The sequence below is a fragment of the Shewanella sp. QJM3NY_23 genome (genome assembly GCF_056173105.1).
Genome location: NZ_CM149657.1, coordinates 409,894 through 432,083, shown reverse-complemented (window position 1 = coordinate 432,083; position 22,190 = coordinate 409,894). Strand labels below are relative to the sequence as shown.

General features: G+C 47.2%; 18 protein-coding genes and 1 pseudogene. 8 read left to right on the top strand and 11 right to left on the bottom strand.

The window, feature by feature from the left end; all coding sequences use genetic code 11:
- Positions 1–175: 175 nt before the first annotated feature.
- Genes AC0VXX_RS02040 through AC0VXX_RS02030 form a run of 3 tightly spaced genes read left to right on the top strand, consistent with a single transcriptional unit; the run spans position 176 to position 3,175 of the window.
- A complete protein-coding gene (locus AC0VXX_RS02040) occupies positions 176–1,123 on the top strand; it encodes an HlyD family secretion protein (RefSeq protein ID WP_475515702.1) in 948 nt (315 codons plus the stop codon).
- Positions 1,123–2,088 (top strand): ABC transporter ATP-binding protein, encoded by a 966-nt coding sequence (locus AC0VXX_RS02035; RefSeq protein WP_475515701.1) that lies wholly within the window; start codon positions 1,123–1,125, stop codon positions 2,086–2,088. Before AC0VXX_RS02040 ends, AC0VXX_RS02035 begins: the two co-directional genes overlap by 1 nt.
- Positions 2,081–3,175 carry an ABC transporter permease gene (locus tag AC0VXX_RS02030; RefSeq protein ID WP_475516909.1) on the top strand — a complete coding sequence of 365 codons (1,095 nt, stop codon included), beginning with the start codon at positions 2,081–2,083 and terminating at the stop codon, positions 3,173–3,175. The genes AC0VXX_RS02035 and AC0VXX_RS02030 overlap by 8 nt, the downstream gene beginning before the upstream one ends.
- A gap of 92 nt (positions 3,176–3,267) precedes the next feature.
- On the opposite strand, the gene AC0VXX_RS02025 is transcribed toward AC0VXX_RS02030, so the two are convergent.
- The 6 genes and pseudogenes from AC0VXX_RS02025 to AC0VXX_RS02000 all read right to left on the bottom strand — a co-directional run bounded on the left by AC0VXX_RS02025 (position 3,268) and on the right by AC0VXX_RS02000 (position 10,911).
- The gene (locus AC0VXX_RS02025; RefSeq protein WP_475515700.1) at positions 3,268–4,725 is read right to left on the bottom strand and encodes a methyl-accepting chemotaxis protein; all 1,458 of its coding nucleotides are present in this window, start codon (positions 4,723–4,725) and stop codon (positions 3,268–3,270) included.
- 228 nt (positions 4,726–4,953) lie between these two features.
- On the bottom strand, positions 4,954–5,517 hold the full coding sequence (locus tag AC0VXX_RS02020) for a chalcone isomerase family protein (protein WP_475515699.1): 564 nt from the start codon (positions 5,515–5,517) through the stop codon (positions 4,954–4,956).
- A 128-nt stretch (positions 5,518–5,645) separates the two neighbouring features.
- Positions 5,646–6,506 (bottom strand): hypothetical protein, encoded by an 861-nt coding sequence (locus AC0VXX_RS02015; protein ID WP_475515698.1) that lies wholly within the window; start codon positions 6,504–6,506, stop codon positions 5,646–5,648.
- 72 nt (positions 6,507–6,578) lie between these two features.
- The gene (locus AC0VXX_RS02010) at positions 6,579–7,766 is read right to left on the bottom strand and encodes a DUF5692 family protein (protein ID WP_475515697.1); all 1,188 of its coding nucleotides are present in this window, start codon (positions 7,764–7,766) and stop codon (positions 6,579–6,581) included.
- A gap of 60 nt (positions 7,767–7,826) precedes the next feature.
- Complete coding sequence (locus AC0VXX_RS02005) at positions 7,827–8,732, bottom strand: hypothetical protein (RefSeq protein WP_475515696.1); 906 nt, start codon at positions 8,730–8,732, stop codon at positions 7,827–7,829.
- An 805-nt stretch (positions 8,733–9,537) separates the two neighbouring features.
- Positions 9,538–10,911, bottom strand: a pseudogene (locus AC0VXX_RS02000) (alanine/glycine:cation symporter family protein).
- Between the two features lie 424 nt (positions 10,912–11,335).
- On the opposite strand from AC0VXX_RS02000, the gene AC0VXX_RS01995 reads away from it, so the two are divergent.
- The 5 genes from AC0VXX_RS01995 (at position 11,336) to AC0VXX_RS01975 (ending at position 17,331) form a co-directional block, all read left to right on the top strand.
- A complete protein-coding gene (locus tag AC0VXX_RS01995) occupies positions 11,336–12,538 on the top strand; it encodes an IS256 family transposase (protein ID WP_475514612.1) in 1,203 nt (400 codons plus the stop codon).
- 1,378 nt (positions 12,539–13,916) lie between these two features.
- The gene (locus tag AC0VXX_RS01990; protein WP_475514836.1) at positions 13,917–14,960 is read left to right on the top strand and encodes an IS110 family RNA-guided transposase; all 1,044 of its coding nucleotides are present in this window, start codon (positions 13,917–13,919) and stop codon (positions 14,958–14,960) included.
- Positions 14,961–15,427: 467 nt separating this feature from the next.
- Positions 15,428–15,739: a hypothetical protein gene (locus tag AC0VXX_RS01985; RefSeq protein ID WP_475515695.1), complete on the top strand. Its 312-nt coding sequence runs from the start codon at positions 15,428–15,430 to the stop codon at positions 15,737–15,739.
- Between the two features lie 48 nt (positions 15,740–15,787).
- A protein-coding gene (locus tag AC0VXX_RS01980; RefSeq protein WP_475515219.1) for an IS3 family transposase occupies positions 15,788–16,944 on the top strand; the annotation gives its coding sequence in 2 pieces (ribosomal slippage) (positions 15,788–16,025 and positions 16,025–16,944; 1,158 coding nt in all).
- 39 nt (positions 16,945–16,983) lie between these two features.
- Entirely contained in the window at positions 16,984–17,331 is a 348-nt protein-coding gene (locus tag AC0VXX_RS01975; protein WP_475515694.1) for a hypothetical protein, read from the top strand.
- Positions 17,332–17,759: 428 nt separating this feature from the next.
- Here the strand turns inward: AC0VXX_RS01975 and AC0VXX_RS01970 are convergent, their stop codons facing one another.
- From AC0VXX_RS01970 to AC0VXX_RS01950, 5 genes are all read right to left on the bottom strand, one after another.
- Entirely contained in the window at positions 17,760–17,918 is a 159-nt protein-coding gene (locus AC0VXX_RS01970) for a hypothetical protein (protein WP_475515693.1), read from the bottom strand.
- A gap of 539 nt (positions 17,919–18,457) precedes the next feature.
- Positions 18,458–19,690, bottom strand: a complete 1,233-nt coding sequence (gene arsJ / locus AC0VXX_RS01965) for an organoarsenical effux MFS transporter ArsJ (RefSeq protein WP_475515692.1) — start codon at positions 19,688–19,690, stop codon at positions 18,458–18,460.
- 15 nt (positions 19,691–19,705) lie between these two features.
- The gene (locus AC0VXX_RS01960) at positions 19,706–20,716 is read right to left on the bottom strand and encodes an ArsJ-associated glyceraldehyde-3-phosphate dehydrogenase (RefSeq protein WP_475515691.1); all 1,011 of its coding nucleotides are present in this window, start codon (positions 20,714–20,716) and stop codon (positions 19,706–19,708) included.
- Between the two features lie 32 nt (positions 20,717–20,748).
- Positions 20,749–21,792, bottom strand: a complete 1,044-nt coding sequence (arsB, locus tag AC0VXX_RS01955; protein ID WP_475515690.1) for an ACR3 family arsenite efflux transporter — start codon at positions 21,790–21,792, stop codon at positions 20,749–20,751.
- A 55-nt stretch (positions 21,793–21,847) separates the two neighbouring features.
- The gene (locus AC0VXX_RS01950; protein ID WP_110455718.1) at positions 21,848–22,189 is read right to left on the bottom strand and encodes a metalloregulator ArsR/SmtB family transcription factor; all 342 of its coding nucleotides are present in this window, start codon (positions 22,187–22,189) and stop codon (positions 21,848–21,850) included.
- Position 22,190: the final 1 nt, after the last annotated feature.

Sequence of the window (22,190 nt, the reverse complement as noted above, 5' to 3'; positions counted from 1 at the left end):
ACAGGGGCGCCACTCCTCGCCCCTCATCATCAAGCGCTACAGGCGCACGAGCATTTCAATGCCTTCAATGCAACAGACGCCTCCAGAGAGTGATCCCCATATAGCTAAACGTTAAAGGGTGCTATCTTAAATAACATATTGATTATTAATTCACCCTAGTGCTTATGAGGTTGAAATGAACCCCACCATCAACATCGCTCTGGTGTTTATCTTTCTCAGCCTTACAGGCTGTCAGCCCAGCCCACCAGCGCAGGCGCTAGGCACCCTTGAGCGCGATCGTATTTTGCTGCGGGCCACCGCCGCAGAGCTGATCACCGCACAGCCGATTAAAGAGGGCAGCGTGGTAGAACAGGGCGATCTGCTACTGCAGCTCGATAGCCGCAAAGCAGAAACTAAGGTGGCGATAGCCAATGCCCAATGGCAGCAGGCACGAAGCTACCTGCTACGCCTCACCAATGGTGAACGCCCCGAAGATATCGCCAGCGCCCAAGCCAGTGTGCAGCGCGCTAACGCGGCCAAAGTACAGGCAGACAAAACCTATCAACGTACCTATCGCCTCAAGCAACAGCAACTGGTGAGCCAATCGGAACTTGATCAAGCGATCGCTAATCGCGATCGCGCCGAAGCCGAGCTGCATGTGGCTGACGAAAACCTCAGTAAACTGCTGGTCGGTGTGCGCCAAGAAGATATTCAACAGGCGATGGCAGCCATGGACGCTGCGGCCGCTAACTTGCAACTGGCGCAACAAACCTTGGCAGAGCTCAGCATAGTGGCAACCCGTAATGGGCGCCTCGACAGTCTGCCCTTTAATGTCGGTGAGCGGGTGCCAAATAATGCGGTGGTGGCCGTGATACAAGCCGACAACGCCCCCTATGCGCGGGTTTATATCCCAGAACCCAATATGGCGACCTTACACGCAGGGCTGCAGCTTAATGTCTATGTCGATGGTCTTGATACGCCACTGACTGGCACCTTACGCTGGCTTAGCAAAGACCCCGCCTTCACGCCTTACTATGCACTTAACCAACAGGACAGATCCCGCCTAGTCTATTTAGCAGAATTTACCCTGTCTGACGCCGCTAAGTTACCCAGTGGCATCCCAGTACAGGTGGAGTTACCTTGATGAGCCCAAGCAGTCAATTGGCGATCGATGCCCGCGGTATCAGCAAGCAGTTTGGTCAGCTTGAGGCGGTATCCAATCTTAATCTGCAGGTACAACAAGGGCATATTTACGGTTTTCTTGGCCCCAATGGTTGCGGTAAATCCACCACCATACGTATGCTCACCGGGCTGATGACCCCCACTCATGGCACCATCACCTGCCTTGGGCTAACGATCCCGCAGCAGGCGGAGCAACTGCGCAGCCGCATTGGCTATATGACGCAAAAATTCTCCCTCTATGACGACTTAACGGTAAAAGAGAACCTGCGCTTTATCGCCGATATTTATGGCCTCAGCCCCAATGCCTGCAAACGTAAAATTGACCAGCTGCAATCGACCTACAACTTAGTTCCTCAAACAAATCAACTGGCTGCCACCTTAAGTGGTGGCCAAAAACAGCGCTTGGCATTGGCCTGCGCCTGCATTAACAACCCAGAGCTGCTGTTTCTCGACGAACCCACGTCAGCGGTAGATCCTCAAAATCGACGCGACTTTTGGGAGCAGCTGTTTGACCTTTCAGAGCAAGGCACCAGTATTTTAGTCACTACCCACTATATGGATGAGGCCGAGCGCTGCCACCAGCTGGCGATAATGGAGCAGGGACACATTCGCGCCAATGGTAATCCGCAAGCCTTACTGGCAAAGATGGAGGTGAATGTACTAGAAATATCCGCCAACAATTTACGCCAACTGAAAAGCCAGCTCAGCCAATTAAGCCAGGTACGCAGTGCCGCCCAACTAGGCGATCGGCTAAGAGTATTGATAACGAAAGAGATTAAAGATCCCTGCCAATGGCTCAAGCAGCAATGCAGCACGCTTGATGAGCGCAATATCAGCCATGTGAATGCCAGCCTAGAAGATCTGTTTGTCACTGTTACAGGCAAACATCCGCATAATGCAGGAGCGCCAGATGACACTCATGGCTAGCCTAAGACGCATTAAAGCAATCACCATAAAAGAGATCCGTCAACTTAAACGCGATCGCATCACCTTCGCCATGATAGTGATGATCCCGTTGATCCAATTGCTATTATTTGGCTACGCCATCAACACAGATGTTCGCAATGTGCCGGTTGTGGTGGTCGATCAGAGTGATTCGGTAACTGGGCGTTGGATTGTCGAGGCCATCAGGGTCTCGCAAGTCGTCTCTATCGAAGGCTATTACGCCACCGCCACCGCTGCCGAGGCTGCCATTACCCGCGGCGAAGTGCGCGCCGCGCTGATCTTGCCGCCTAATCTTGAACATAAACAGGCCAATAACGAGCCTATCGGCCAATGGATCATCGATGGATCAGATACCATGGTGGCCGCCGCAATCAGCCAACTGCGTAACATGCCATTAGCGCAAATCAGCGACCAGCCCCTAGCCAGCTCCCCCACCTTCGAAGTCGCCCTGTTTTATAACCCAGAGCAACGCTCGGCGGTGAATATCGTCCCGGGTTTAATTGCCGTTATTCTTACTATGACGATGATCTTATTTACTTCGGCGGCCATCGTCCGTGAGCGAGAAAAAGGCAATCTAGAGCTGCTGATCACCACCCCAATCAAACCACTGGAGCTGATGCTAGGTAAAATTTTACCCTACATTGTTGTGGGGCTTATCCAGATGAGCATCATCTTGGGGCTCGGGCATCTGATTTTTGATGTGCCTTTAAACGGCACCATTGCACAGCTATTGCTGGGCACCTTACTGTTTATTGCTGCCAGTCTCACCTTAGGCTTGATCATCTCCACTATCGCGACAACCCAGCTACAAGCGATGCAGATGACCATCTTTATTATCTTGCCGACCATCTTACTGTCGGGCTTTATGTTTCCGTTCGAAGCCATGCCTAAACCCGCACAATGGATAGCCGAACTCCTGCCCGCCACCCACTTTATGCGCATTATCCGCGCCATAGTGCTGCGCGGCGGCCAATTGAGCGATCTGCCATTTGACACCCTCTGGCTGCTTGGCTTTACCCTACTGGGGATCATAGTCGCATCACTGCGCTTCACTAAGCGGCTCGATTAACCTAATGACATTAAAGATAAAAAAGCGCCCTAAGGCGCTTAATCAATAAGGAGTGGGGTAGCGAATAGCCATAAGCATCAAACCTAGTGTGGTTAAGCGTGATGACACGCCACCACAGCGGTTAAGCTACTGGCGAGTGCCTTTAAACTCTCTACGCGTTTTGCCAGTTGCTCACCTTCTATTGCTACAGACTCTGAAACTTGATTGGTATTGACCACGCTGGTGGCAACCTCACTGCTGGCACAATTAAGCTGGGCTAACGCCTCGCCCTGCAGGGCCATCAAATCGGCGAGTTGATTAACGTCGTGCACCACACTGGCAACCTGCTCAATAATTTGAGTCAATTCGCCCGCGGTGTGTTCTATGGTCTGCTGGCCCTGTAACACTTCATTGCGACTGCTTGACAGCAATAAACGGATCTCAACCGCTGATTGATTACTCTTGGCCGATAACTCCCTAACTTGCTCGGCCACCACCGCAAACCCGCGACCGTATTGCCCAGCTCTCGCGGCCTCAATGGCGGCATTCAATGCCAGCAAGTTTGTCTGATCGGCCACCGAAGTAATAAGATCGGCTACCGAGACGATTTTCTGATTGCTATGTAATATTGCCGCAATCGCATCGGTAGAGGCCACTAACGACTGGGCACTGGTCTGTGCTTGGCTATCGATAGATTGGCAGCGCTGCTTTAACTCCGCCATAAACCGTTCCGATTGCGCCATATCTTCAGTCATGCGATAAACCTGCTGATTCATCTCCTCAGCTGCACTCGCTTGGGATTCACAGTTGACATTAAGTTGATTCACTTGACTATGCAAAGCTATAGCCTGCATATCGAGATCGACCGCCACCTCGCTCAGTTCAGTGGCATCTTGATTGGCTTGAGTCAATACTTGGCCTAAACGCTGCTCCCCCGCCAACGCCTTAGTCGCGCTCGATTCAATCTCTTGCTGGGCCTTTGCTTGCGCCTTATTCGCCGATTGCCGTGCTGCACTGGTAAAGCCTTGAGCCACCACGATAACGACTAACGGTAACACCATGCCACTCCACGCTTCGACCGCAGCGCCCGTATCCGACAGCGCTATCGTAGAGACAATCTGGTCGTTCAAACCTTGATGTACCATTACCGCCGACAGTAAAATGACCACCACACTCCAAACTGTCGCCAGCGTTAATGATGCCGTAAGAAAAAAGGCAATAATCAGCACGGCAACCCACAGACTCTGACTCGATTGTAAAATTCCGCCCCCTTGATAGATCACATTAAGCGCATGCAGCACCATGCCGAAAAAGCCCAAATTTAATGCTAAGGTGATCTGTTTTAAGAAGCGGATACAGCCGGCGGCAATGATCTCGACAGAGATTAAAACAACAGAGGTGATCATCAACAGCGTATGGGGCTGTTGTGTCCACTTAAACAGGCTATATAGCCCGGTAAATAAACACAGCAGAGTAAAGAAGAGTACCGTATCGACGGCTCTCACCTGATCTGTGGTCCATTCATGGTGTCTGGGAAAAAATAGATAACGCCACAGTGATAATGGTGTCATAAGCTTTGATCCTATCCGAATAAGCTCGGAAAATGGGCAATCATCGTGTGACACATAACGCCAGATAAATAAGTCAGCCTGCTTGCCGTTAACCCCAGCGAATATCAATGCCCACTACCGGGTGAGCGAGAATAGTGAACATTGATGAGAATGCGTGGATATTCATAAGTATGATTATTAACGGCTTCTCAACCGCTAGGGTCTCGGGCCAACAAGCTGACTTAAACCTTAGCCTTTAAGCATCTCTTTTTTGAGGTCTTTGTCGGTTGGATTGTTACCAAGCCAGATGGCTAATACCGCTTTACGGAAGGTTTCGCCACTGGTGGTAGACAACTCTTTGCCATTCTTGTAGCTGATAATGCCCTGACCCGGAATGCTCACCAAGGTGAATTGATCCCCCTCTTGAATCGGCTCGGCAAACGTCGAGATAAACGACTTAATACTGTCAGCTATCGGCGTAGTGTCACCACCTGTGGCGCGGTTAAAGCCGTCATGCATCGCTTCTGTCATTTTTTCAGAGGTGATCATGCCAGAGGTAATATTGAGCCTGATCGCAGCAATTTGGTCACCATCAACCACTTGTGATGCTTGCTCTGTCTGCTCTACGGTGTAAAGAGAGCCTACGTAAAGATCCATAAAAAACTTACTGCGCACCCCAGCGCCATTAAGCTGTAATACTTGATCTTGCGAGTTCATCGTATCGAGCAACTCGACACCACCCACTTCTGCAGCCGAGGCGGTAGATGTGCTCAATAACAGTGCACTGGCTAATAACAATATATTCTTTTTCATCTTTCACTCCATCGATATGTTAACCAATTTGGCCCGCCACTGTACCTTAGGAGCAACGGCAGCCAACCGGTCAAATAAAAGCACTAGCGCCGAACTTGGGGAGCAAACGCTAGTGCAAGGATCACAACCTAAAAAGCGTGGTTGTATTCAATCCAATAACTGTCGTCAGTGCTGTCGCTGTTATCTGTTTTATAGTTAACACGAAAGTTTTGACGTTTATTCATTTGATAAGCCACAGATATTTCGCCAGAGAAGCTGGCCATCTGTAGGCCACCATCCATAACATCATCACTCCAGCCCTTACCTTGTAATTCGTCGGTATAAGATGCGCTCACTAGCGTCCACCAGTTGTCATTAAAGGCATAACGCGCGTAGACCATACCCGTCATAATGAGCGATGGCACATCAATACCGCTGCTCGATATCGCCGTGCTGCCCGCCATATTCGGTGGCAAAATTTGCGACATATTGTCTTCAACCACTACCGCACCAGCATACAGAATAGGCCAGATATAGAAGTTGTCGGTGACAGGAATGGTCATCACTGGACCCGCTTGAATTACCGCCATGTTGCCGTAGAAAGGATGGTCAGCCAAAATCGCATCAATCGACCAACCTGTGCCATTAGTGGTGTTAATGGTGCCATAGCGTAAACGGAAAGATCGCTTACTGGTCTCGTCGTTAAAGGTGGGCACCATGCCGTAGTCTGGGTGAGCAACCATACCGGTAAACTGCGCGGTTTTATCGCCTTCATCAAACAGGTTTTTCGCTTCAAAAATGATCCCGGTTTTTTGCCCTGAAGTGGCGGTCTTTTCCGACAACATCAACTGCCCCTTAATGTTCATCCCTTCGCTACCATAAGAGGCACCAAGCGAGGTATACACATCGGTTGGATTAGACATATCGATCTCGGCATCATCTGCCGCCATCGCACTAAAGCCACAAGTCATTGACGCCAAAACCGCTACACTTAAAAGATGCTTTTTCATAATTGACTCCATCATCATAATTTTATCTATTTGTTTTAAAACTAATTAAAATCACTTGTCGATTTACGGCGGTTAACTTGCCGTGCTGAGTGCTTGACGACGCTTCCATTTACCCGTGAAAAACACATAGGCATAAGCACTGTTAATCACAAAACTTGCTGCGCCAGCGGCAAGCATGAGTTCATCGTTACGTGGCATGGGCACCACGTTGCTTTCGTACATAAATGGACAGCTGAAGTAGTACATGAATGAACCCGCTAACGTGAATGCGCGAGCCTGTAACCAGGTACCTTTCTTGATAAACAATGCAGGTAATGTTGCCGCGATAAGCACCATCATTTGGGCGGTAGCGGAACCAGGGAAGTTGAGGTAAACAAAAACGATATTCCACACGTCATAGGCGATGATCCAGAAGGTGGTCATGGCTGGCCAAATCATATCTTGTTGCTTAGATTTGTCGGCACAAATTTGCGCCCAACCGGCCAAGGTAATAATAGAGAGCACACCACCAATGGCATTCAGTACGTTGGCGAGGTTGCCCATGCTGAAATCTTGCATGACCGCTTCAGTGATATTGATAGCTAAGAAGGCGGCTGCGCCAAATTTGGCCCACTTCATATCCCCAACTTTGGTAAAGCGGATTAGGGTAAATAGCGCTGCGGCACCGACCACAGAGTAGAGCTTGACCCACTTAAACCAATAGGTCACACCATAGCTCGACCACAGCGGGATCAACACGATAGGCAAGATAAACCACAGTAGGTAGTTGCTGTATTTAAAGCGGCGGCAGATCTCGTTGAGGATCATCAAGCCAATTAAAACAAGCAGTACATGACCGAAAGCCCGATTTTGATACCACTTGTGAATATTAAAACCATCACCATCTAGGCTAAACCGAATAGTCTCGTCTTCGACAAAACTCATTTTCGCGCCGTCAAAGTCTTTGATTAGCGAGTCTGCTTGGCTGGTAATCGTCAATTCATTACCCGCTAACGACCAATGTTGAATTTCACTATGGTTAAAACCACCAGACTGCTTGGTCACTTCAACGGTGTCATCGGTACCAAATTCGAGACGATAAAAAAGACTACCTTCACCAGGCTTGCCATCTCGTGTGCCTTGCCAAATTTGGCCTTGGATTTTTGCTAGATTCTGCGATGAATCTACCGGGGCGTCTGCATAGGTCGCTGCGCTGCATAGCATCAGTAACATGGCAAACATTGTGCTGATTATGTTTCTCACCCTGAGTTTCATATTCATTACTCTCTCAATCGTGACGCTTAAGTGATGGGCACCACCTTAGCGGTGCCCCCTTTGTTATTAAGCCGTGGTTAATTTTTGCTGTTTTTCGGGTGTATCTTTGTAGTAGTCATTCAGCATTGGCGGCTCGTTGTCACCTGTGGGTGGCTCGCCTGTTGGGCTAGTGCGTTTCTTATGGAAGTACCAGATGGCAAATGGGATATGCAGTACAAGGTTAATCGCGCCCCAGTACCACAACACAGTGTCATTACCCCAGCTAGATGAATCCATCAGCGGTGTGAAGATATCTGAGTTGGCTCGGACCAAGATATGAAACGCTAAGGTGTAAACTCGCGCGGTAATATAGAGTTCTGGTCGCCCTTTAATAAGCGGATAGAGCTCTGCCGCGATTAAGATACAGAATGAACTTGCGAAGAAGCCTGGGTTTTCGCCAAAGACGAAAGCAAGGTTCCAAGTGGTATATAGGAAGTTCCACGCCGCGGTTGAATAGAACAGCAGATCATTAGGCTTATCACGACCAATCACCCAATACATGCGCTGGCCATTCTTATAACGAGGGAATGGAATCGTGATACACAGAATCACGCCACATATCGCATTGAAATAGTTTGCGGTTGCAAAATCTTTTGCTGTCGCTTCAGCAATGTTGAGAAACAACACGGCGTACAACACCTTAAGTACCCAATCGCCCCTAAAGAATTGCAACACGCGGTTTGGATTGTCGTAGTAGAGATATGCGATGCGTGCCCCCCCCACCACAATCGCTGTTGGGATCAACACACTCACCGTCTTCACCCAACGGAACCAACCATCTAAGTTGTCGGCCCATAACGGCGCCGTAAGTAGTGACAACAGCCAAAACGCAGCCGTTAAACGAGGTGTACGGCGCATGCCTTCCACCAACACAAGCAAGAACACAATATATCCGCTCATCGAAACAATATATTGCCAGACAGGTATGTCCATAACGCCTCCTGAGTTTAAATGATTCAGGTTGGCGACAAAATTGACGTTGACCTGAACAATTATCGATAGAGTAATTACTCTAACCTAGAGTCTTTACTCTATTTTTTCTTTTTAGCACTTAATGTGAGCTAACTCACATTGCGATAAAGTTCAGGCTCTAAAATGTGAACATTTAGATAGCGATTGTGATCTTGGTAACAAAGTTGATGAGGTTTAATTAATAAATGATAAACAGATGTAACTGCCGCGCAGACAAAGAGAAGTTAAACCCACTTAAATAGCCAATAGATGTAATTTTATTATGTTTTAATATAAATTAAGCAATTAAAATCAAAGAGATAAGATGACGTTAACTATTTTTAATCTTTTTGTATACTAAGTTGTCCTTAGCTAAACATAGAGAAGTAATACACATTTAATTTACATTCAGCCGTCATTTATTGACTACAGCCATTAAATGTTTCCTATAAATACCTAGTGCAGCACAGTAAGCTGACAGAGATCGAGGCAAAGTGTTAACAATGCAGCGATATAGCATGATGACGTTCTGCTAGCCGTACTATGCTTCATAAACGACAAAAACCTAATAGTGAGCGAATCTGTTGACCACTTAATGGATCCTTGCTTGGCTTTATTGGTCGGCACCAAGATTGTCTTAACCAGAGAACAATACGACGCAACATTGGTTGGGCGCTGAATCAATATTGAGCGTGAAGTGACGCCTCAAGCACAATTAGATTGGTGCTCTGCAGCAAACTTTACCCACAAAAAAAGCGCCTTTCGGCGCTTTTTGCTCAGCAAAAAATTAGGCTTTCGCTTCGGACTCTTGCTGACGCTTCTTAATAAAGTATTCCCGCGTGAGACGAAACACTACAGGGCTCAGCAGCGACAGCGCGATAAGGTTAGGGATCGCCATCATGGCATTAAGCGTATCGGCCAGTAACCAGATAAAGTCCAGTGAACTCACCGCGCCTAACGGCACCACTAACACCCAAATCAGCCTAAAGGGCTTAACCGCACGAACACCTAATAAATACTGCACGCACTTTTCACTGTAAACGCTCCACCCCAAAATCGTGGTAAAGGCAAACACCGACAGTGCGATCGCTACAATATAATTGCCCATAGGCAAGGCATGAGAAAAAGCAAATGAGGTCAACGCCGCGCCATTTTCGCCTGAGGTTCACGCACCTGACACCACAATAGCCAACCCCGTGATAGTACACACCACTAAGGTATCGATAAAGGTGCCCAGCATAGCTACCAAGCCTTGCGCCACCGGATTATTGGTCTGCGCCGCCGCATGGGCAATGGGCGCACTACCTAAACCCGCTTCATTCGAAAACACACCGCGCGCCACACCAAAGCGTATCGCCGCCCATACCGCTGCGCCAGCAAAACCACCTTGAGCGGCCACCGGATTAAAGGCGCTGTGAATAATTAATGCAAAAGCAGCAGGCACTTCATCGGCATACACCACCAGCACAGCCAACCCGGCAGCAATATAAAACAGCGTCATTAACGGCACCAACTTACCCGCCACATCGGCAATACGTTTAATACCCCCCATCAATACCGCGCCAACCAACACCATTAAGATAGCCCCAGTCACCCAGTTGGGCACCCCAAAGTTACTGCTTAACGCATCGGCTACCGAGTTAGCCTGCACTGTATTACCAATACCAAAACCGGCAAACGAACCAAATAAGGCAAACGCCGTGCCCAGCCACGCCCACTTACTGCCAAGACCATTTTTGATGTAGTACATAGGGCCACCAATATGGTTGCCGTTATCGTCGACTTCACGGTATTTAACCGCTAGTACCGCCTCAGAAAACTTGGTCGCCATTCCCACTAGGGCGGTGCACCACATCCAAAATAACGCCCCAGGGCCGCCAATAAAAATGGCCGTCGCCACCCCGGCAATATTTCCCGTACCTATGGTCGCCGACAGCGAGGTCATCAAGGCATTAAACGGGCTGATCTCGCCTTTCATGTTTTTATCTTTATCAGGAATGCGTCCAGACCACAGCAGTTTAAAGCCAGTCCCAAGCTTTAAAATCGGCATTAACTTCAAGCCAAATGAGAGAAATAAGCCCACGCCCAAGATCATCACCAGCATGGGCACACCCCACACAACCCCATTGATCATACTGACAAATTCTGTAATACCTTCCATTAAAACCTCGTCATTTTTATCGTTATTCTTGGTGATCTACGCCACTGTTGATTGACTGCACCTCAGAGTACAACGAAAGCTACGTAAAATGAAAGTAAGGAATGTTAACGACTTGAAACAAAAAGGAGGCCAATTAGATTCGAATGACAGGGTTAAGCGTTAAATAAATGCCCAGCATTTTTATATGATGACAAGGCAAGGTCAAATAAAATTTAACTAACAAATTGAAGTAGTTCGATACTGATTATGGTAATTTTAAATCAATTTTGCAGAATCAACCTCAACAGCCCATATAGAGCAAGGCTGTAACGAATAACATTCGTTACAGCCTACAGGATTTAGCTATTAGGTATTAATATGGATAACTGGTAGTGTTCATAATTCTGTGTCATTTCAGTAAACTGTACAAAAACAGGAATGACACATGACTCAACCTTTTAACTTTGAACAAGCCCTTAAAGATCTTCAAGCCGGTAAAAGCCTCACAGGCAAAGACAGTATTCTTGGCCCATTGATTAAACAACTTACCGAAGCTGCCTTGCAAGCCGAACTTGAGCAGCATTTGGCCCAGGATGAACAGCCTAATCGCAAGAATGGTAAGATGGCTAAAACGATTAAGCATCCCTCTGGCAGCTTTGAGTTAGACACACCTCGCGATAGAAATGGCTCTTTTGAGCCTCAGTTGATTAAAAAGAATCAAACCACGCTCACCGATGAAATCGATCGCAAAGTGCTGTCGATGTTCAGCATGGGGATGAGCTACCGTGACATCAATCAGCACGTCGAAGAAATGTACGGCATTAATGTCTCTAACGCGACCATTAACGCTATCACAGACAAACTCATTCCTGAACTTAAGGCTTGGCAACAGCGCCCACTAGACAGCCATTATCCGATTGTCTGGCTCGATGCGATACATTACAAAGTCAAAGAGGACGGGCGTTATATCAGCAAGGCGGTGTACACCCTACTAGCCCTTAATATGCAAGGTAAAAAAGAAATACTCGGCCTGCATTTATCTGAAAATGAAGGGGCTAATTACTGGTTATCTGTGCTGACCGATCTTAATAATCGCGGTGTAAAAGATATCCTTATCGCCTGTGTTGATGGTCTGACAGGGTTTCCTGAAGCCATCGCCAGTATCTTCCCCAACACAGAGACGCAGCTGTGCGTTATTCATCAAATACGCAACTCAATGAAGTATGTCGCCTCGAAAAATCAGAAAGCGTTCATGGCCGATTTAAAGTGTGTTTATCGCGCTGTGAGCAAGGAAGCGGCGGAGTTAGCGTTAGATGAGCTGGAGGTTAAATGGGGGGATGCTTACCCATTAGTTATCAAATCATGGCGCCGAAAGTGGCAAAATTTATCGCACTACTTTAAGTATCCAGAGCACATCAGAAAAGTGATTTACACCACCAATGCGGTGGAAGCAGTTCATCGTCAATTTAGGAAATTAACCAAAACTAAAGGCGCTTTTCCTAATGAAAATAGCTTGTTGAAGCTACTTTATACTGGCATATTGAACGCATCGAATAAATGGACAATGCCCATTCACAATTGGAGCCTTTGTTTATCTCAATTAGCGATTTATTTTGAAGGACGTTTAGACAGCGTGCTAGAGATTTAAACTTAGCCTGACACAGAATTTTGAACGGCCTCGGATAACTTTCTAATCATTGTTTTATATCTGACATTCGACTTAATTAACTTTATAAACCAGCACCTTATATTAGTATCAATTTGGTCATTCTCGATCGTGGCCACCTTTATCCTTCGTTCATACAAAGGATACCCAGCGTTTGATTATGTTGTACTTGTGCTGGCATTGGGTCCTTTATCACTATTGAGAACACTCTTTTTTAAGCCCATGGTTGCAAAATCCACTGTTAAATCTCGACCTAAAATTATCAGCAATGAGATCTGTCCCAGATGTGGACAGCATAAAATCAGCTACAAACAGGTTTGCATTATTTGTGAAAGCCAGATTTAAATTTATCAATATATTTTGCTTACACCATAGCGAGCTAGGACTGGCTATAGCAAGTTATCCCTATCTTCAATTTGATCTTGTCAGAAGGTTTTGAGACAAAAATATGTTGGTCTTCGAATGAAGGTGTTGGCTTTTTTTGGCTTGTAGCATTTAGTCGAGTTAGTTTTTATTTATTGATGGTAGCGTTAACCTTCATGGCAACCAATTGCTTGTCGCATGCCTTTCGTGCAGGTGCTTCTTCGGCACCGCTGTAACCCCAATCCCTGGGCGCTTTGCGATTTCATCCCTGAAATCGAAGGCCTCAGCCGCACCTACACCAAGTTCTTAATCTCTTCGATTTGACCTTACTAGTGTCACTCGGACAATCAAAAGCTAAATTATTTTTGGACAAAAGTATCTTGACCTTCGAATGAAGGTATTAGCATTGTTTGGCTTGTAGCATTTGCCGGAATAGGTTTTTACATCGCTGATGGTAGCGTTAACCTTTATGGCAACCAATTGCCTGCAGCATGCCTTCCGTGCAGGTATTTCGGTGGGGCGCTGCAAGTATATCCCTATACGCTCGACGGTGGCATCCATGCCACCAACCCCCACCGCCATACCTACACCGACCTATCTATCTCTTCGATTTAGCCGTAATTGGTATCCACAGAACCGTTAAAAGCTAAATTATTTTTGGACAGAATCAGTTAGGGTTATGGGTCTATTCAACCGTATTTGGATTAGAAAAAGTATCTTAGTTTACCAGTGAAAGCACCAATTTGCTCCGACCTGACGATGGTTCATTTTGTCTATGGGTTTCCACTTTGCGTTAATGTATGAAATTGTTCTAAACAGCATTGAAATTGGTGCTAAACCAATACATTACGTATGACTGTCCATTGATTTTCATGATAGTGTCATGTGATGGTTAAAGCCTTCTTTTTATCATGGATGATGAGATGGACGCTCCCTAATACGGCGTCAATGCGCCAAACTGATGTTGAACCATACAGTTACTTAAGGAGCGTCCACCATGAAAGTTAGCACTATTTCGATTGATTTGGCAAAGAATGTATTTCAACTATTGGGGATGAATAAACACGCCAAGCAAGTGTTCAGTAAGCGCTTAAATCGAAAACAGCTGAGCGAGTTTATGTCACAGCAACCTGCCTGCGATGTGGTCTTTGAGGCGTGTTTTTCTTCCCATTACTGGGGGCGTAAGTTCCTTGCCATGGGGCATAACGTTAAGCTCATCCCAGCGCAGCATGTCACCCCGTTTGTACGCGGTAGCAAGAATGACAAGAACGATGCCATGGCGATTTATGAGGCAAGCCTCAGGCCTAACATTCGCTTTGTGCCGATTAAAACCGAAGCGCAGCAAGAGGTACTGATGCTGCACCGCGTCAGAGAGCGCTTAGTAAAACAAAGAACCGCCTGTACCAATCAAATTCGTGGCGTGTTAGTCGATTTCGGTATTTGTTTTTCGCAAGGTCACAGTGCGTTTGAGCGAGCCATGTGGGATATCATCTGTGACGAAGCGCAACGACCACTGATAAAATTAATGGCCAATGATTTTTGGGAAGAATATCAAGCACTCACTAAGCGCCTTGAACGAATTAACTCATTATTAAAGCAGCTGGTCGAGCAAGACCCTAATGGTAAAATCCTATTGAGTATTCCAGGTGTTGGCCCGATTATCGCTTCAGCATTTGCTGCTGCCATTGGCGCAGGCCAAGCCTTTAATAGCCCTAAAGAATTAGCGGTCTGGCTAGGGTTAACCCCAACACAATTCGCCTCAGGAAATAAGAGCGTCAATGGCAGCATCACCAAGCGCGGCGACGGCTACTTACGCAAACAACTTATTCATGGCGCCAGAACCGTAGTCAGCCATGCCAGCAAGAAAAGTGATGATTTAAATCAGTGGATAACCCAATTAAGAAGCCGTAAGAGCATTTGTACAACCGTAGTGGCTACTGCTCACAGACTTGCCAGACTGATATGGATTTTATTGCACAAGCAAGTGCCTTATGCGCCGCAATACGGCACTTATCAAGGCATAAGCCATGATGAAAATTAATCCCGTTGTCGCTATCTTGCAAAGCTCGGTCTGGCCAAGGGTAGTTAACCCGACTGGGTGATAAGAGCCGCAAGGTAGCACATTAAACACTCACCAAGGTTGTTGTTAACGATGAAGAAATGGCTCAGTCCAACCAGTGTAAGCCCGAACAGGCCAAGGATAGGATAAACCTAATCCGCATGGGTGTTTCACATTTTTAGGCGCAGTGGTACGGATTTCATTAGGGGCGGCACATTCAAAAGGATGCATGCACAGCCCGTATATATGGCAGTACAACCGCTTCTAGCGGTAAATGAGTCGCATCAAAAACAACGATAAAAGTGAGAATGTTGTACAAAAAACTAAGGCCAAAAAGCCTTCGGTGAGCAGAGTCTTGTCTTGACTCACCGGGAGCGTCCATATATGGCTTTGTTTATTTTTATTACTGAACAACCTAGTTAGGTACTTAGGACATAGGTGGTGTTTCGATGGAATGGATACAAGAAAACGGTTGGTCATTGATTACGGGCTTACTTGCTGTATGGGCGCTTTATGTTTCTAAATGGCAACAGAAGAAACTTGAACGAACTGCTAGAAGGTTTGATATAGCGAACCGGCTGGACCAACTTCTAGACGACTACCACTCAAGTAGGGAGATGTATTATGCAATTGAATCGGGTGCTGAAAAGATAAACGCTGCAATGGTCGAATTCAAGGAACATATGGTAAATGTTATTGCTGAGACTAATAAGCTTGGTGGTGACTGTACAATAATGCAGCATACCCTGAATCGCCACTGATTTCCTAGACACCTTTTAGTTAGATAAACTAGCGAAAAAGAGGTGTTCATGAACAATAAACGTTACCCCGAAAAATTCAAAATCGAAGCGGTTAAACAAGTTACTGTTGCCGGTCATTCCGTTGCTGACGTTGCTCAGCGTTTAGGGACTACCACTCATAGTCTTTATGCTTGGATTAAACGCTACGGCCCTGACTCTGAGGAGCACCAGCAGAAGTCTGCAGAGTCTGCTGAGATCAAACGATTACAGAAAGAGCTTAAACGAGTTACTGAAGAACGTGACTTGTTAAAAAAAGCCGCGGCGTACTTCGCAAGCCACCCCGAGTAAGATACGCCTTTATCCGAGAGCATCACCACAGCCATTCTGTGCGGCAACTTTGTCAGCTGTTTGATGTTCATCCAAGTGGGTATTACGCGTGGAGAAGCTGCAACAAATCGAATCGGCAACGCGATAATGAACGGCTCACAGGTCAACTCAAACAGTGTTGGCTAGAATCGGGTGGTGTTTATGGGTACCGTAAACTCCATCGGGATCTACGTGACCTTGGTGAACAGTGTGGTATTAATCGTGTACATCGTCTGATGAAACAAGCGGGACTGCGAGCACAAGTTGGTTATCGTAAACCTAGAGCTCCTGGCGGTGATCAACATGTGGTGACACCAAATCGCTTAGAGCGGCAATTTAACCCACTAGCGCCCAATAAAGCCTGGGTAACGGATATTACGTACATCAAAACACATGAAGGTTGGCTCTATCTTGGCGCGGTGATGGACTTGTTTTCACGTCGCATCATTGGTTGGTCAATGGGTAGTCGGATCACCAAAGAGCTTGCGTTAGATGCCTTACTGATGGCGGTGTGGCGTCGTAAGCCAGATGAAAGAGTCTTAGTGCATTCAGATCAAGGAAGCCAGTACACGAGTCATGATTGGAGTGAATTTCTGAGTGCTCATGGTTTGGAAGGTAGCATGAGTCGTCGAGGCAACTGCCATGATAATGCAGTGGCGGAGAGCTTTTTTCAACTACTGAAACGAGAACGGATTAAGCGAAAAATCTATGCTACAAGGGATGATGCTAAGATGGATATATTTAATTATATTGAGATGTTTTACAACCCGAAACGACAACATAGTTCCAATAATGGGCTATCACCGTTAGAGTATGAACGTCAATATTTTAATGAGGCTAAAAGTCGTCTAGTGAAGTAGTGGCGATTCACCCTTGCATTACTGGAGGAGGGCGACAGCATGGACAATCAATTCGAAAAGTTAAAGGAATCAGCTGACAGAATTGAAAACATGGTGGATTCTATATTAAGCTGGAAACTAACTGATGCATCTAATAATAAGCATATTTCAGAAAAGTTCCTTACTAAAGGTGAGAATTTTGTCTTGGACGTTATCGAAATTCAAAAACGATTTAAGTTCGAGCAAAAGATGGCTAAAGAGTCAGTTGATACTAGGCTCAGTTTGTTATCTCAAGCTGAGGAGCTACTTTCCAAACAAGATAGAAATTTTATTTCATACGAGGAGTTACTTGGTGAACTGGATGAGCCCAAGATAATAATTCCAAATTTTTTGACTTCCAAGAAATGATTTGAATACATGTGAGATCATAAAAACAAACGCGGCATCGAATGCCACCAGACCTATCAATTATCGTGCTGTTGGTTATAGGGTCACTCATTAGAGAATGTATGGCAATCTCAATTAGTTTAAGACAGCGTACTCTATTAAGCTAGCACATATTGGGGCAAAACTGAGTTAGCTTTATACTCGCCACTCACACCAAATGCAGCTTAATCGAAGAAACGTCAGAACCCAAGTGTAAACGCGGCTGCGGCCTTTGCCAGCAGGGATGCTGGCGTAGAGCCCACAAGGATGTGCTTGCGGCGTGTCGCAGAAGTGTTTGCACATAAGCTCACCGCAGGTGATAGATTGCCATGAAGGTTCACCTTCAAACACCCGTTCCAAAAAAGACTCCGCCAATCACTACCCAAACAAAGTAAAAAAATGCCATACCTTCACTTCAAGGCCAGCAAACTTTGGGGCAAAAGTACGTTAGCTTTTAACTCACTAGTCGTATCAAATGAAGTCCAATCGAAGAGGCGATAGATAGAGGTGTAAGCGCGGTTTTGGCCTTCGAAATCATGGCCAAAAATGTTCCCTACATTTTTTGACATTCCCTCCGTCCTTGGAGGTCAGATTATTTCGTAGAGCCCACAAGGACGTGCTGAACAACGTCCATGTCTCTCTTTCGTGAGCTCGAAGCTACGCTTCACTCACCGAGCCAAAAGAGTGCTTGCACATAAAGCCTGCGGCAGGCAATTAACTGCCGTGAAGGTGCGTTTTCAGAGCCAATCAAATAAGTGAAAATTTAGCATAATGCTGCTCAAGTAAACTCAAAAAATGCCAAACCTTCATTCCAAGACCAGCACACTTTGGGGCAAAACCTAGTTTGCTTTTGAACTAGCAACCCACATCAAATACGGCTAAATCGAAGAGGCGTTAGAGATAAGTGTAAACGCGGCTGCGGCCTTCGGTTTCAGGGATGAAACCGTAGAGCGGCCATGGATGGCGCACAGCGTGCCGCAGAAGTGTTTACACATTAGCCTGCTGCAAGCAATTTCAAACAGCGAAGGTTCGCCCTTCAAACACTCTCCCCACCACCCATTAAGCCCAACGCGACTCAAACAAAAAATGCCACACCTTCATTTCAAGGTTATCGCCTTGGTAACCATACACTTATTAGCGCCGTTAATCCCAGTAATAGCGTCGAGATCCACAGGCAAACCATCAAGCCAAATGCCTGATACACCCAGCCCGACAGCAAGGTGCCTAGCAAGCGGCCAAGGGCATTGGCCATATAGTAAAAACCGACATCGAGCGACACGCCATCGTCACTGGCGTAACTGACGATAAGGTAGCTGTGTAAGGCGGAGTTTACCGCGAAAACGGCGCCAAAAATCAACAAACCTATTAGTAACGTCGCTTGCGCATAAGGCGCAGTAAACAGCGTCATCAGCAGCGCGATACTCGCTGGGAGCAATGTCAGCAAGCTCGCCCACTTAAGTGCGGCCCCGCCATCAGGCACCTTGGCGACACTCAAGCCAGAGCTGCCTTGTCCTGTGAGCTTGGGGGCGATGCTTTGCACCGCGCCATAGCCTATCACCCACAGCGCCAGAAAGCCGCCGACCGCCGTATGTCCCCAACCAAACTGGCTGGCTAAATATACCGGCAGCGCCACCACAAACCACACATCTCGGGCGGCAAACAGACACAGGCGCGCGGCAGATAAGATGTTGATCGAACGGCTTTTAGAAAACAGCTCACTAAATTTGGGCTTATTTTTAGCCTTGCCTAAGTCTTGCTTAAGGTTAACGATACTGAGCAGCCACACAATGCCCAGCAGCGCTGCCATTAACCCTATGGCACCACTAAACCCAAGCAGTGATAGTAACGCGCCCCCTAAGAAAAACCCTAAGCCCTTGAGGGCATTTTTAGAGCCCGTTAGCAGGGCAATATAGCGGTATAACCTGCCCTCATCGCCCTTAGCCACCAGCATTTTTACGCTACTTTTAGCACTCATCTTGTTGAGATCTTTAGCGATTCCAGAGCAAGCCTGGCTTGCCATAACCCAAGGTACGGTGAGCCAAACACTGGGCACCAGTAACATTGCCAGCGCCGCCACTTGCAGCCCTAACCCCATATTCATGGTGCGATTAAGCCCAAGACGTGCACCAAGATAGCCACCCACTAAGTTAGTCACCACACCAAAAATCTCATAAAAAACAAATAGCATGGCAATCGACAGCGGCGAGTAGCCTAACTGATAAAAGTGCAGCACCACCAGCATGCGCAGCGCGCCATCGGTGAGCGTAAATGCCCAATAGTTTCCCGTGACAATGAGGTATTGGCGTATTTCAAACGGCAATGCGCGAACTGTGGCGAACATCTAATATCCTTACTATTACGCTTTGTCTACGCGCCCGACCATTCTGACCAGCTCGGCGGTGCGATTGGCATAGCCCCACTCATTGTCGTACCAAACATACAGCTTAAGCTGGGTATCGTTGATCACCATAGTCGACAAGGCATCGACGATAGCTGAGCGCGGATCTGTCTTGTAATCCACCGAGACCAGCGGGCGCGTTTCATAGCCTAAAATACCGTTAAGCTCAGCTGCTGCCGCCTGTTTAAATAGGTCGTTCACCTCGGTGACTGTGACGGGGCGCAGCATCTCAAACACGCAATCTGTGATGGAGGCGTTAGCCAATGGCACCCTTACCGCATGGCCGTTTAGTTTCCCCTTAAGCTCAGGAAAAATATGGGTGATCGCGGTGGCGGAACCTGTGGTGGTCGGAATAAGTGATTCGCCGCAGGCACGGGCACGGCGCAGATCTTTATGGGGCGCATCTAAGATGGTTTGCGTATTGGTAATGTCATGAATGGTGGTCATCGAGCCATGTTTTATGCCTATCTGCTCATGCAGCACTTTAACCACTGGGGCTAAACAATTGGTCGTGCATGACGCAGCGGTGACGATAGGATGTTTGGCGGCATCATACAGCTGATGGTTAACCCCCATGACGATATTCAGTACGCCCGCTTCTTTGACAGGCGCCGTCACCACCACACGTTTAACACCTTGATCTAAATAGGCTTGTAATAAGGCTGTGGTTTTCATCACGCCCGAGGCCTCAATCACCACATCACATGCTGACCAGTCGGTGGCGGCGATGGTGCTATTCATACTGGTCGTTATCCGTTTATCGCCAATGACGATATCGCTCCCCTCAGCTGCCGCGTCATGGAACCAGCGACCATGGATAGAATCAAATGTTAATAGGTGGGCTAAGGTAAGCGCATCACCGGCGGGATCGTTAATCTGCACAAACTCAATATCGTCCCACGCCCACGCGGCCCGAAGCGCCAAACGCCCCATGCGGCCAAAACCGTTAATGCCGACTTTAATTGTCATGTTACTCTCCTGAAAAGGGCTATTCTGCTCGGTTAATGTTTAGATGCGGCGCTAATGGCCCGCTGGTATTTTGCTTTATCTCGATTGACAAATGCCACTAACGACAACATCACCGGCACTTCGACCAGCACGCCAACCACAGTGGCTAACGCCGCGCCCGAATGCAGGCCAAACAGTGAAATAGCTACCGCAACGGCGAGTTCAAAAAAGTTAGAGGTGGCGATCATGCACGCAGGACCTGCGACATTTTGCGCGATATTCAGTTTTTTCGCGGCAAAGTAGGCAATAAAGAAGATGCCATAGGTTTGGATAAGCAGCGGAATGGCAATCAGGGCAATGTTCTGTGGCTGCGCCAATATGGTATTGGCCTGCAAACCAAATAGCAGTATGACGGTGGCAAGGAGACCCAATATCGACCAAGGTTTAATGCGACCAATAAAGCCATCAACCCGCTTTGAGCCACCGCGGCGATTTAACCACTGGCGTGTTATCACTCCCGCGATTAAGGGCAGCACCACATATAACCCCACAGAAATTAACAGGGTTTGCCAAGGCACCTGAATATCGCTCACCCCAAGCAGAAAAGCGCAGATGGGGGCAAAGGCAAACACCATAATAAGATCGTTAACCGATACCTGTACCAAGGTGTAGTTAGGATCGCCTTTAGTCAACTGGCTCCACACAAACACCATTGCCGTACAGGGGGCAACGCCGAGCAAAATCATGCCTGCGATATACTCGCTAGCGGTTTGCGCATCCACTAAACTGGCAAAGAAAACCTTAAAAAATAACCAGCCAAGTAGTGCCATGCTAAAGGGTTTTATCAGCCAGTTAATCACCAGCGTCAGCACCAACCCCTTAGGGCTCTTGCCCACATTTTTGACCGCCGTAAAATCAATTTGCACCATCATGGGGTAAATCATCAACCAAATTAGCAGCGCGATCAGCAAGTTGACCCTGGCATATTCTAATGAAGCAATAAGGGCAAACAGCGCCGGAAAAAAATGGCCCAACACCACGCCACACCCAATCGCTAAACCAACCCACACACTTAAGTAACGCTCAAAGAGTCCCATGCTGTTCACCTATCTTGCTGTAGTATTTAATCTTAACTTGCCTGACTCAGCTGATTTAACAGCATGCCTTAATACGTTCAGGGCGCTGCCCCATCGCATCTAGACGGGCCAGTGCCGCCGCCACTAAGTTAGGGTTACCCTGCCAAGTTTGCTCGATAACATTATGCACCCATGGCAGCAATGCCGGATTGATACGGTAAAACACCCACTGGCCTTGGCGACGAGAACTCAACAGTTCGGCTTTACGCAACTGGGCAAGATGACGCGATATTTTGGGTTGGCTCAAATTCAATGCGCAGATTAACTCGCACACACACAGCTCACCCTGACCGTAAATCAGCAGCAGGCTGAGTAATCGAGTTTCATCGGACAGCGCTTTAAAAATCCCAGTGGCCATA

Coding starts and splice junctions, on each gene's coding strand:
- AC0VXX_RS01960 (WP_475515691.1), bottom strand. CDS start 20,716: ATGACAATTAAAGTCGGCATTAACGGTTTTGGCCGCATGGGGCGTTTG.
- arsJ (WP_475515692.1), bottom strand. CDS start 19,690: ATGTTCGCCACAGTTCGCGCATTGCCGTTTGAAATACGCCAATACCTC.
- AC0VXX_RS02005 (WP_475515696.1), bottom strand. CDS start 8,732: ATGGACATACCTGTCTGGCAATATATTGTTTCGATGAGCGGATATATT.
- AC0VXX_RS02040 (WP_475515702.1), top strand. CDS start 176: ATGAACCCCACCATCAACATCGCTCTGGTGTTTATCTTTCTCAGCCTT.
- AC0VXX_RS02025 (WP_475515700.1), bottom strand. CDS start 4,725: ATGACACCATTATCACTGTGGCGTTATCTATTTTTTCCCAGACACCAT.
- AC0VXX_RS02030 (WP_475516909.1), top strand. CDS start 2,081: ATGGCTAGCCTAAGACGCATTAAAGCAATCACCATAAAAGAGATCCGT.
- AC0VXX_RS01990 (WP_475514836.1), top strand. CDS start 13,917: ATGAAAGTTAGCACTATTTCGATTGATTTGGCAAAGAATGTATTTCAA.
- AC0VXX_RS01975 (WP_475515694.1), top strand. CDS start 16,984: ATGGACAATCAATTCGAAAAGTTAAAGGAATCAGCTGACAGAATTGAA.
- AC0VXX_RS02010 (WP_475515697.1), bottom strand. CDS start 7,766: ATGAATATGAAACTCAGGGTGAGAAACATAATCAGCACAATGTTTGCC.
- AC0VXX_RS01985 (WP_475515695.1), top strand. CDS start 15,428: ATGGAATGGATACAAGAAAACGGTTGGTCATTGATTACGGGCTTACTT.
- AC0VXX_RS01970 (WP_475515693.1), bottom strand. CDS start 17,918: ATGTCAAAAAATGTAGGGAACATTTTTGGCCATGATTTCGAAGGCCAA.
- AC0VXX_RS02035 (WP_475515701.1), top strand. CDS start 1,123: ATGAGCCCAAGCAGTCAATTGGCGATCGATGCCCGCGGTATCAGCAAG.
- AC0VXX_RS01995 (WP_475514612.1), top strand. CDS start 11,336: ATGACTCAACCTTTTAACTTTGAACAAGCCCTTAAAGATCTTCAAGCC.
- AC0VXX_RS02015 (WP_475515698.1), bottom strand. CDS start 6,506: ATGAAAAAGCATCTTTTAAGTGTAGCGGTTTTGGCGTCAATGACTTGT.
- arsB (WP_475515690.1), bottom strand. CDS start 21,792: ATGGGACTCTTTGAGCGTTACTTAAGTGTGTGGGTTGGTTTAGCGATT.
- AC0VXX_RS02020 (WP_475515699.1), bottom strand. CDS start 5,517: ATGAAAAAGAATATATTGTTATTAGCCAGTGCACTGTTATTGAGCACA.
- AC0VXX_RS01950 (WP_110455718.1), bottom strand. CDS start 22,189: ATGGCCACTGGGATTTTTAAAGCGCTGTCCGATGAAACTCGATTACTC.